The sequence below is a fragment of the Spirochaetota bacterium genome, assembly GCA_025061835.1.
Lineage (GTDB): Bacteria > Spirochaetota > Brevinematia > DTOW01 > DTOW01 > SKYB106.
The window spans coordinates 33,225-44,214 of record JANXAC010000012.1; the positions used below are offsets into that span (position 1 = coordinate 33,225).

The 10,990-nt window shown below is 35.1% G+C and carries 11 protein-coding genes; 5 read left to right on the top strand and 6 right to left on the bottom strand.

Annotation, left to right across the window (positions count from 1 at the left end; all coding sequences use genetic code 11):
- Positions 1–4: 4 nt before the first annotated feature.
- Complete coding sequence (locus NZ579_05640; protein MCS7299422.1) at positions 5–3,148, top strand: DEAD/DEAH box helicase; 3,144 nt, start codon at positions 5–7, stop codon at positions 3,146–3,148.
- Positions 3,149–3,161: 13 nt separating this feature from the next.
- Here NZ579_05640 and lptB read toward each other — a convergent pair whose 3' ends face one another.
- Entirely contained in the window at positions 3,162–3,887 is a 726-nt protein-coding gene (lptB, locus tag NZ579_05645; GenBank protein MCS7299423.1) for an LPS export ABC transporter ATP-binding protein, read from the bottom strand.
- Between the two features lie 153 nt (positions 3,888–4,040).
- Between lptB and NZ579_05650 the strand changes: the two genes are divergently transcribed.
- Positions 4,041–5,357, top strand: coding sequence for a hypothetical protein (locus NZ579_05650; GenBank protein MCS7299424.1), 1,317 nt, complete (start codon positions 4,041–4,043; stop codon positions 5,355–5,357).
- Between the two features lie 22 nt (positions 5,358–5,379).
- Here NZ579_05650 and infC read toward each other — a convergent pair whose 3' ends face one another.
- From infC to aroA, 4 genes are read right to left on the bottom strand one after another with little or no spacing between them, the layout of a single operon-like run.
- Positions 5,380–5,898, bottom strand: coding sequence for a translation initiation factor IF-3 (gene infC, locus NZ579_05655; protein MCS7299425.1), 519 nt, complete (start codon positions 5,896–5,898; stop codon positions 5,380–5,382).
- Between the two features lie 9 nt (positions 5,899–5,907).
- On the bottom strand, positions 5,908–6,288 hold the full coding sequence (locus tag NZ579_05660; GenBank protein MCS7299426.1) for a hypothetical protein: 381 nt from the start codon (positions 6,286–6,288) through the stop codon (positions 5,908–5,910).
- A 34-nt stretch (positions 6,289–6,322) separates the two neighbouring features.
- Positions 6,323–6,919, bottom strand: a complete 597-nt coding sequence (gene lspA, locus NZ579_05665) for a signal peptidase II (protein MCS7299427.1) — start codon at positions 6,917–6,919, stop codon at positions 6,323–6,325.
- Positions 6,920–6,926: 7 nt separating this feature from the next.
- Positions 6,927–8,297: a 3-phosphoshikimate 1-carboxyvinyltransferase gene (gene aroA / locus NZ579_05670; GenBank protein ID MCS7299428.1), complete on the bottom strand. Its 1,371-nt coding sequence runs from the start codon at positions 8,295–8,297 to the stop codon at positions 6,927–6,929.
- A 121-nt stretch (positions 8,298–8,418) separates the two neighbouring features.
- On the opposite strand from aroA, the gene NZ579_05675 reads away from it, so the two are divergent.
- The 3 genes from NZ579_05675 to gatA are packed head-to-tail and all read left to right on the top strand — an operon-like array spanning position 8,419 to position 10,462.
- Positions 8,419–8,667, top strand: coding sequence for a bL27 family ribosomal protein (locus tag NZ579_05675; protein ID MCS7299429.1), 249 nt, complete (start codon positions 8,419–8,421; stop codon positions 8,665–8,667).
- A 1-nt stretch (position 8,668) separates the two neighbouring features.
- Positions 8,669–9,019: a TraR/DksA C4-type zinc finger protein gene (locus tag NZ579_05680; GenBank protein ID MCS7299430.1), complete on the top strand. Its 351-nt coding sequence runs from the start codon at positions 8,669–8,671 to the stop codon at positions 9,017–9,019.
- 9 nt (positions 9,020–9,028) lie between these two features.
- Positions 9,029–10,462, top strand: coding sequence for an Asp-tRNA(Asn)/Glu-tRNA(Gln) amidotransferase subunit GatA (gene gatA, locus NZ579_05685; protein MCS7299431.1), 1,434 nt, complete (start codon positions 9,029–9,031; stop codon positions 10,460–10,462).
- Positions 10,463–10,673: 211 nt separating this feature from the next.
- Here gatA and NZ579_05690 read toward each other — a convergent pair.
- On the bottom strand, positions 10,674–10,990 hold a 317-nt coding region (locus NZ579_05690; GenBank protein ID MCS7299432.1), incomplete at its 5' end, for an alpha amylase C-terminal domain-containing protein.

Sequence of the window (10,990 nt, forward strand, 5' to 3'; positions counted from 1 at the left end):
CACTATGATTACTAGGTCTATGATCCTTAATGAGTTCGGTGAAAAGACATATAACAAAGCACTGAAATCTATAGATAATATTGAGATACTTGACATAGATATCATATCAATTGACCACACAATAAAAGTTTATGGTAAGATCAGAAGTGATGAAGAAGAGACAATAGCAACAAAGATTGAAATTGACTCCGAATCTGAAGATATAATATCCTCTGAATGTTCCTGTGGCTCCAGAAACTGCGAACACGTAGTTATTCTATTATTAAGTCTAAACAATCAGGATAAAGATGAAATCCTTACCAAAAGTAAGAAAGTTTTAAGCGACAGAAAACTACTACCCTTGGAAATAATCCTTGACTTCTCCCAATTAAGATCCTTATCCGTTATAAGAGTGAGATTTGACCTAGCAGATAAAAAGTTAGCAAGAAGCCCTAAAAACTACATATACGAATACATAATTGACGATGTTAAATCAATAAAAGTTACTCCGGAGGATGATAGGTTTTTGAGAACTCTAATATCTGAAAACAACATCTATACATATCCTGACGAAGGTATAAGCCTTTCAATGAGCCAATTTATCAGAATGATAGACCTACTCAAAGAGCATCCAAGAGTTTATATACATCCAAATCACGAAGAGTTGGTTATAACAGATAATGTATTCATACCCAAACTTAGTATAGTTTATGAGGAGGATAATAACAATAAAAAACTTAGAATAATCACCGAAGAAGATTACTCAAATACATACATCATCGCAAATGGTAACACCAAAAGAGTATTGAGAGGGAATTATCTATACACTTTTGACAACCCTATACCGATTGAAACATGGCTTACAATACTTGAAAACAAGTTCAAGATAGGCGAGAAAGAGTTTCCGAAGTTCTTCGGAAAATTCTACGAATTACTATCAAAGACCTCAAGAATAAACTTAAGTAGCGATATAAGCATAAATAAACCTGTTATAGTAAATGTATCAGATGTTGATATAAAAATTTACCTTGACTACAACGAGAGTATTGGTAAAGTGTATTGGGAACCTGCAGTTATATATAAAGGCAAGGAAACAAAAATAAAAGATCTCTTTGATGTTCTAGTCAATCACGTTGAGATAGACACAAACCACTTTATAAGTGATTTGAAAACATTGAGGCAGGTAATACTCAATAAACTATACGATATAGGGATGAAAGAATACATAGTTTCAGTAAATAACTTAAGCCATTATATAAATATATCCAAGGATGAATTTATCAAAAAGGTCTTACAAGGATACAAGAGATGGGGTAGCGGGTTTGAGGTTTCAAACAGGACGAGGGCATTGGTCCCAATAGAAGTTAAGGTAATATTTGATATTGATATCCAATCTGAAGGCAAGAGAAACTTCAAATTTAACTTCAGAGTAGTCCTAGTAGAACCTGATACAAATACGATAGTTAAGGAAACAAGTATAGATAACTTCTTGAAAAGCATTCAAGAGATATCAGGCAATGATATTATTGACCTCTCTGGAAAGTATTACACTATAATCAACTTAGATGAGATAAACAAGATTATTGAAAAAATCAGAGAGATGGACCTAGAAAACAGTAATGAAGGTAGTATAATAAGATTGATGAGAATTATATCTCTTGAAGATGAGATAATTGAGAGTAAATTATTCCAGTCATTGAGGGTTAGAAAAGATGAGATCGTTGAGAAACTTAAAAGCGAGATAAAATCTCTTGGTAATGATTTTAGTTTGGAATTACCCAAAGATGTAGAAAAGGTGATAAGAGAATATCAGAAGGTTGGATATTACTGGCTTCATTTTCTATATAAGAACGGGTTTGGCGGTATTCTTGCAGATGATATGGGGCTTGGTAAGACACTCCAAGCCTTGACATTCATAAAGAAGATAAGCGAAACTTCAAAGACATCCCCATCGCTTGTGATATGCCCAACTTCACTCACACACAATTGGGCTAGAGAGATAGAAAAGTTCTTCCCATCACTTAAATACACAGTCATATCTGGGAAACCAAAAGACAGAGAAGAACTACTCAATAACTTTTCAGACTATGATGTAATTATAACATCTTACGCACTACTGAGGAATGACATAGACCTATACTTATCAAAGAACTTTGAAGTTGTTGTAGTTGACGAAGCACAGTATATAAAGAACAAAGAAGCAAAGATAACGAGATATGTTAAACTTCTTAAATCACAGATAAAGGTTGCTCTCACAGGAACACCAATTGAGAACTCCGTATCCGACTTATGGTCCATATTTGACTTCATAATGCCAGGAGTTTTAGGGAACTATCAGTCCTTTATAGAAAGATATTCTAAACCTGAAAACCATAGCGAACTCGCCAAGAGAATATCATACTTCATACTAAGAAGGAAAAAGGAGGATGTCCTCAAAGAACTACCAAAGAAAATAGAGCAAAATATCTTCGTTCCGCTATCACCGGCGCAGAGCGAGATATACGAGAATGTAGCCAAGGAGGTTAGATTAAGCATACTTAAGCAGGTTGGAGAAGCAGGTTTTGAAAAATCCAAAATTCATATACTCTCTGGCTTAACAAAACTAAGACAGATATGTAATCACCCATACCTAGTATCAGAAGAATATAAGGATGTCAAATCTGGTAAAATGGAACTTCTCATGGACCTACTTGATGATGCCATACAAGGAGGACATAAAGTGCTAGTGTTCTCTCAATTCGTTGAGATGCTTAAGATCATAAAAGAAGAGTTTAGAAAACTAGGTATAAGATACTCATATCTAGATGGTTCTACAAAAAATAGACAATCTGTGATAGATGAATTCAACCAAAATGATGATATAAAGGTATTCCTGATAAGTTTAAAAGCAGGTGGTTTTGGTATAAACCTAACATCAGCAGACATAGTCATCCTATACGACCCGTGGTGGAACCCAATGATTGAAAAACAAGCTATGGATAGAGCACATAGAATAGGTCAAACCAAAACTGTCAATGTTTATAAACTACTTACTGAAAATACAATTGAAGAGAAAATTCTTGCTTTACAAGAAAACAAGAGACTAATATTCTCCAATATTGTAGAAACAAGTTCTTCCACACTATCTTCAATGACTTGGGATGAAGTGAAATCACTTCTTGAAATATAACTTGAAATATAAACTAAATATCAAACGATTGTCCAAGGTATATCTCTCTCGCTTTCGGATCGTTTATAAGTGTTCCAGCATCTCCTTCTATCATAATCTCACCGTTGTGAATTATATACGCTCTATCAACAATTTTGAGTGTTTCCCTTACATTATGATCCGTTATCAAAACACCTATGTTTTTATCCTCTCTTAACATCCTGACAATATTCTGAATATCATTGATAGCTATTGGGTCAATTCCTGTAAAAGGTTCATCAAGCAGCAAAAACGATGGCTCAAGTGCAATCATTCTAGCAACCTCAAGCCTTCTCTTCTCACCACCAGATAAAGCAGATGCTATCGTTTTTCTAACCTTCGTAAGACCCATATAGTCTAGAACTTCATCAGTTCTCTTATTTAGTTCCTTACCAATGTAGCCTTTGAGTTCCAATATACACTTGACATTATCTTCAACTGACATAGACCTAAAAACAGAATGTTCTTGAGGTAAGTAGCCTATACCAAGTTGTGCTCTCTTGTAGATAGGTAAATTCGTTATGTTCTTATCATCAAAAAATACATTACCACCATCTGGCGAAACTATACCAACTATTATATAGAATGTCGTTGTCTTGCCTGAACCATTAGGTCCTAGAAAACCAACAATCTCACCCCTACTTATTTCAATAGAAATACCATTAACAACGAAACGCCTATTGTATTGCTTATAAACCTTCTCAACCCTCAATTTGCTCATCGTTGAATTATAATAACCAATTATACAAAAAGATTTCTAGTTAAGCAAGTAAAGCAACAATGTAAGTCCTAGACTTCACTACAATCCTATAAAATAAACTTACTGTTGCAACGAAAATTTATTATAATATTTTAAGGATGTAACGAGGCTGTTATGATTTACAAGTTCATCTGCATAGTAATATTATCTAGTCTGATCTTACATCTAATATCGTGTAGTACCACTGTAAATCCCGGTGCTACCAATACTAATACTAACACTATTGTTAAGTTCAAGCTGTACGTTTCAAAAACGGGCAACGATAGTAACAACGGAAGTTCAACATCTCCCTACTTCTCAATCCACAAAGCGATATCCAAAGCCTATGAGATATTATCAAGCACGAATGGGCATGTTGAGATAATGATAGAAGAGGGATTATACAAGATTGATGATGGATTAAGCACAGCCGCAACTGTATATATAACTAACAGGATGATCTCATTAGCTGGTGGATATAACTCAGACTTCAGTGAAGTAGTAGGGTATTCTATCATAGATGTTTCAAACTCAATTAAACAGGCTATTGTTGTTGAAAATGCTACTAACATCACAATAAGTGGTATCATTCTCAGAAACGGTAAGACCTATTCCTCCTCTGGTGGAGGTATGTATATCAGAAATTCAATAGGTATCACCATCACAAATGTAGAAGTTTCTTCAAATTCTGCTATAAACGCTGGTGGAATGTATGTTGAGAATGTCAAAAATAGTAAATTCTTCATAAAGGTCATTACTAACAACTCTCTAAATGTAGGTGGAGGAATCGTAATAACTAACTCTTCTGGTCTTGAACTTCAAGTTGAGATGTTTAACAATGTATCAGTTACTTATGGGGGTGCTATCGTCATAGCAAATTCCTCAAACATAACTCTTAAAGGAACGATAACCAATAACAGTTCTGCTTACGGTGGTGGAGTAGCTATTTTAGGAACTAATAGTCGTGGCAATACCATAAATGGAGATATAACTTTAAACACAGGAACTACCGGTGGTGGAGGTATCTTTATATCAAATGCTAACACAAACACTATATCCGCTAACCTTCAGGGAAACAGATCACCTAGAGGTGGTGGTGTGTACATCGCCAATCCAGTAGGACAAATAGTAATATCAGAGAGTATAATAACAAACATAGACTCAACAGGATCCCAAAGAAGTTGTATATTCATTCATAGTATTACTCCAAACATATCTCTCATAATCGACAAGTGTTTAATAGGTGGGACAACGAGTTCCACAGTATATGGGATATATGAGGATGGATCTGATATAACAGGACATATTATTACATTCAATACATTTTACGCTTCTACTATATATAGGTTTTACCGAGATCAATCTGGAACCGAAATAAACAACATCAACACACTAAACAATTCACTCAATTCAGACCATGATGCTATAACAGTAGGTAATTCATCCATCTAGCCAGAAGACTATTATTAAGATACTACTTCCTTTTGGGTGCAAAGACTGCGAACAAGATTCTACCCTCAAGTTTTGGTTCCTTTTCCACAACAGCCCAATCATTCAGATCGTTTCTTATTCTCTCAAGGAGTTCGTATCCCTTGTCTTTAAAAGCAATTTGTCTCCCTTTAAAAACAATCGTTACCTTGACCTTATTACCTTCCTTCAGTATTTCTATCATATGCTCTTTTCTATACGAGTAGTCATAATCACTTATATTAAAACCTAGTTTAAACTCTTTTACTTCAATCTCCTTTTGTTTTTTCTTGGCTTCCTTCTCTTTTTTCTCAAGTTGATATTTGTATTTACCGAAATCCATTATTCTACAAACTGGTGGTTTAGCATCAGGGCTAACCTCAACTAAATCAAGCCCCTTTTCATTAGCAATCCTCAAAGCCTCACTCGTAGGGACTATCCCTATCTGACTACCATCAACATCAATGAGCCTAACCTCAGGAATCTTTATCCTATCATTCACTCTTATACTTCTTATATCCCTCATACGACATACCTAATTTAAAAATATTTTTCTCTTTTTAGCACTTAGTTTAGTCTCCATATTTTCCTTTATTTTATTCATAAATTCCGTTATATCTATCCTCTGCAAAAGATTATATTGAGACGGTAAAGGGAAATACGGATCGGAAAAAATTTCACTGACAAAAGCATATTTCTTCCTTATATCGTTGAATATAACAAGATAGAAAATCTTTCCTGATTTCAAAGTATTCTGTATTATTGACTTGCCTTGAGGCAACGGAAGATAATCATAGTATTCATTCATAAATTCATCAAATTCTACCTTGAACTTATTAAGTTTTCTAGTAATATCTCTCTCAGTGGTTTTTATCACAATCCTCCTATTTATTTCCTTGATAAGATCCGAAATCATAGAGATTAGAAATTTGAAAGGTTTTAAAACAATCTCAAATATCTTTCTCACCACCATAACCATCACTTTCAACTTTTCTGTTCTTAAGTATGTCTGAGTATATCATTGTAAATATGATAATTAAAGTTCCTATTGTTATGCAACTATCTGCGACATTGAATATGTAAAACCTCCAAACATTGCCAATTCCAAAATCCACAAAGTCAGTTACATAAGAAAATATAATTCTATCAATCAAATTCCCAAAAGCACCACCCCATATAAGCCCAAAACTCACTTTAGCAAGTGGCATTAAAGATATTTCTAACTCCTTTGATATGGAGACATAAATATAAATTAGAAAGAGTATTATGACGATTACAACAAACGGCAATATAGCATGTATCACATTAGCCTCTGAAGCATCAAACAACCCAAAACTTACACCTCTGTTATATACAAGCGTAAATCTCAACAAGTCCCCTATAATATTAACAGGCTTACCATACTCCAGAAAGGTTCTAGCTAGGTATTTCGTTATCTGGTCTACAACAACTACAACAACAATGATTGATGCTGTTATCCTGTTTGCGATAGCAAATTCAAGAACACTCTTTAGACTTAATCTTAATCTTGCTATGAGTTCTTTCATTACTTCACTAATATAAATGTTTAGTGTAAATAAATTCAAAATAATCCCAGAAAGAAGGAAATGTTTTTGAAGTGCATCTATAGTTCTCTATCACAAGTCCATCAATTCTCAAACCTGCTAGAGCAAAACTCATAGCCATCCTATGGTCGTTATATGTTGATATAGAGACTGGAGAGTATGAAGTCCTTGGTATCACTTTAATTCCATCCTCGTATTCTTCAACTCCAGCACCGAGTTTTCTTATCTCATTACACAGAGCAGATATTCTATCCGTCTCTTTAACTCGCAAGTTAGCAACATTCCTTATACTGGTAGGTCTGTTAGCAAACAGTGATATAACAGCAAGCGTCTGAACAAGGTCAGGAATATCATTCATATCAACATCAATACCCCTCGGATTACCACTTCCTTCAACAGTTATGAACCTATCACTAATTACAACTTCACAACCGATCTCTTTTAGTATGTCAAGAAATTTTATATCACCTTGAATTGTATTTCTACCAATACCAAATATCGTTATCCTAGAAGGAATGATAGCGGGAATTGACAGAAAGTAAAACGCATTCGTAAGGTCAGGTTCAACGAAAAAATCCGCACTCCTACTATACTCACCTCTAGGTATAGATATGAGTCTGTATTCCTGATTGCTAACCTTAACACCGAATTGACTCATAAGGCTAGATGTCATATCTACAAATGGCTTTGAAACGAGTTCATCCACTATATTGATTTTAACTCCTTGACGGTAATAAGGAGCAGACATCATGATTGAGGATATATACTGACTACTTATCCTACCCGAAATATTCACTTCCCCACCATAAACTATACCATTGCTTAATATTCTGACAGGAGGAAAACCATTATTATCCTCAATTTGGATTCCTAATTGTCTTAACGCCTTGGTCAAGTCCGATATAGGTCTCTCCCTCATCCTAGCATCACCATCCAATACAAACTCTCCCTTCAACAGGGGCAAAAAACTACATAAAAACCTCATAGTTGTTCCAGAATTACCTGTGAAAAGACTCTTGACATCACCTGTCTCAAATTCAGCACCTCCCCCAATCTCAACGACTAGGCTATCCACACACCTTGACTGTATAAAGTCAATAAAATCTCTTATCTCTGGATAATCCATATTTTTTGAATAAACTTCCTTAATTACTTTAAATCCCAATAACTGCAAAGAGTTAAGCATATGTGTAGTATCATCTGAAATCAAAACGTTTTTGAGTTTAACCCTATTACTATTCAAAGCAGACACTAGTAAAACTCTATTCGTTATACTTTTTGAGCCTGGAACCGTTAGAGACTTATCTATATAATGATCTACCGATGATATTCTTACATCATTCCCCTTAAACGACAACATAAAAAACGACCACCAAGACTCATAAGAAAAAGAACGCTAGATTTTATTAATCTTTCTAGATTCAACTTTCAACTTATTATACATTTTGTTTAGAATTACTGAAATCTTTTTGGAGGTCTGTATGGCAAAAGACCCGAATGTGAAAGACAGAAGTAGAGGTAAAGGATTAGGCGTAAAATTGTACGATGGACAATTTGCTAGAGCAGGGAATATCATCGTAAGACAAATAGGCAACAAAATATATCCCGGCGACAATGTTGGTCAGGGCAGAGATTTCACACTCTTTGCTCTAAAAAACGGCATAGTTAAATTCTTTACACGAAGAGGCAAAAAGTATGTCTCCGTTATAGAACCAAAAGAAGGAGTATAGTATGATACCACAAGAAAAACTAAACGAATTAAAGAATAGATTGCTAAAAGAAAAACTCCAGATACTTTCAGACATCTTCGGCGAAGAGATGGCTATAAAACACTTTGCAAATAACTCTGAAGGAGATATCGTTGATAGAGCAAGCGACTTTTATGAGTCACAACTCCTCGCTAGTATATCAGGTATCCAGAGAGAGATAATAGACAAAATTAACGATGCCTTAAAAAGAATAGAAGACGGAACCTATGGAAAGTGTAGAAGTTGCGGAGTAGACATTGAACTAGAACGGCTTGAAGCGATACCGTATACTGATATATGCTCTGCCTGTGCTAAAAAATACGCAAGAAGATAGTGTAAAGATATGAACCTCACGATCACTTCTACTATCAAGGGGCTCAAAGAGAAAAAGTTTTCTTGCCAAGAGATAGTAAATTACTACCTTAACAAAATAAAACAGGACAACTCTTCAGACAAGCCTATAAATGGGTTTATATCTCTTAACGAAGAGGAAGCATTAAAAACAGCAAAATACATTGACGAAAATATTGACAAGATTGATGGGAAACTACTAGGTGTTCCTCTTGGAATAAAGGACAATATAAACATAAAAGGTCTTCCTACAACTTGTGCTTCAAAGATACTTGAAGGATACATAGCAGTTGAGGATGCTACTGTGATTGATAAAATCCGAAAAGAAGGAGGAATATTCATCGGAAAAACAAACCTAGATGAGTTCGCTATGGGGTCATCAACAGAAACATCCTATTATGGAATAGTTAGAAATCCTCATGACAGAGAGAGAGTTCCAGGAGGCTCATCTGGAGGCTCCGCTGCTGCTGTCGCCAGTGATATGGTCGTTGCTTCTCTCGGTTCTGACACAGGTGGCTCAATTAGGCAACCCTCTGCATTCTGTGGAACTGTCGGTCTTAAACCAACCTATGGGCTCGTATCGCGGTATGGACTCGTTGCATTCGGCTCTTCACTTGATCAAATAGGACCTATAACTAAGAATGTTGAAGATTGTGCTATCTTACTTGAAGTCATATCAGGCTACGACCCAAAAGACTCAACTTCAGTTAAGGTAAATAACACAAGTTTCTCAAACTACATTCACAAAACACTTGATCCATCATCAATAACGATAGGGCTTCCTCAAGAATACTTCACAAGTGATGTCCAGAAAGAAATATCTGAAAGTATTCAAGAAGTCGTTAATTCACTCTCAAAAAAGGGCGTAAAAGTAAAAAATATTTCCCTACCAAGAACCAAGTATGCCATTCCAACCTACTATATAGTCGCACCTGCAGAGGCAAGTTCAAACCTAGCAAGGTTTGATGGTATTAGGTATGGATTTAGAAAGGCATCTAATTCTTTGAGAGAAACTTATTTTGAGACAAGAGCAGAAGGATTTGGAAAAGAAGTAAAGAGAAGAATAATGCTAGGTAATTATGTGCTATCAGCAGGATACTACGACGCCTACTACCTGAAAGCACTTAAAGTTAGAACATTACTAAAGCAAGATTTTGATAATGCTTTCAAAGATGTTGATTTTATCATCACACCAACCACACCTACAACAGCATTCAAAATAGGAGAGAAGACATCCAACCCCATAGAGATGTATTTATCAGACATATTCACCGTAACTATAAATCTCGTTGGAACTTGTGCGATTGTCCTACCAGTCGGCAAGGACAATAAAAACTTACCAATCGGTATGCAGATAATAGGCAAACCTTTTGAGGATGGAGAACTACTAAGGTTTGCTTACTTTGTTGAAAGTCTATTAAAGTAAGTAAAAATAAACCTTCCTACTAGGTAGGCTTGTTTATTTATCCTCTACAACTCTTTACTCAAGCACCACTCTTTTTGACTTCTAAAATCCTCAAGAATAGAGTAATTTACTAGAGTTCATTGTTCCTAACAAACACTCTAATTAATCTCAAGCCATTTCTAAAAGTAGAAATGTTATTCTACAAAACCTTCCCAAAAACTCAATCTTCAACTTATTGTTTTTTGTATATCAAAACACCATACTCAGGTATTTTTATATTCGCATTTCCACCAGAATAGTTTACAGTTCCTGTCAAATGAGCATCAGCCCAACTATCTCCATAAGCACCACTAGGTGATGCATAGATTAAATTCCAAGTTCCAGAACTTGGGAATGGAATACCATAATTAGTATAGTTTTGTTTGTCATAGTTGATTATCACGTAAATATCATCACTGCCACCAGGTGTTCTAGAGAAACCTATTACTTTGTCGTTAAGGTTATTATGATGTATTGTTATAGGGACATACCAAGGTTTATTTACGCGTT

What these genes read in the sequence shown, in the direction of transcription:
- NZ579_05640 (MCS7299422.1), top strand. Translation starts at nt 5, where the DNA reads ATGATTACTAGGTCTATGATCCTTAATGAGTTCGGTGAAAAGACATAT.
- lptB (MCS7299423.1), bottom strand. Translation starts at nt 3,887, where the DNA reads ATGAGCAAATTGAGGGTTGAGAAGGTTTATAAGCAATACAATAGGCGT.
- NZ579_05650 (MCS7299424.1), top strand. Translation starts at nt 4,041, where the DNA reads ATGATTTACAAGTTCATCTGCATAGTAATATTATCTAGTCTGATCTTA.
- infC (MCS7299425.1), bottom strand. Translation starts at nt 5,898, where the DNA reads ATGAGGGATATAAGAAGTATAAGAGTGAATGATAGGATAAAGATTCCT.
- NZ579_05660 (MCS7299426.1), bottom strand. Translation starts at nt 6,288, where the DNA reads ATGATTTCGGATCTTATCAAGGAAATAAATAGGAGGATTGTGATAAAA.
- lspA (MCS7299427.1), bottom strand. Translation starts at nt 6,919, where the DNA reads ATGAAAGAACTCATAGCAAGATTAAGATTAAGTCTAAAGAGTGTTCTT.
- aroA (MCS7299428.1), bottom strand. Translation starts at nt 8,297, where the DNA reads ATGTTGTCGTTTAAGGGGAATGATGTAAGAATATCATCGGTAGATCAT.
- NZ579_05675 (MCS7299429.1), top strand. Translation starts at nt 8,419, where the DNA reads ATGGCAAAAGACCCGAATGTGAAAGACAGAAGTAGAGGTAAAGGATTA.
- NZ579_05680 (MCS7299430.1), top strand. Translation starts at nt 8,669, where the DNA reads ATGATACCACAAGAAAAACTAAACGAATTAAAGAATAGATTGCTAAAA.
- gatA (MCS7299431.1), top strand. Translation starts at nt 9,029, where the DNA reads ATGAACCTCACGATCACTTCTACTATCAAGGGGCTCAAAGAGAAAAAG.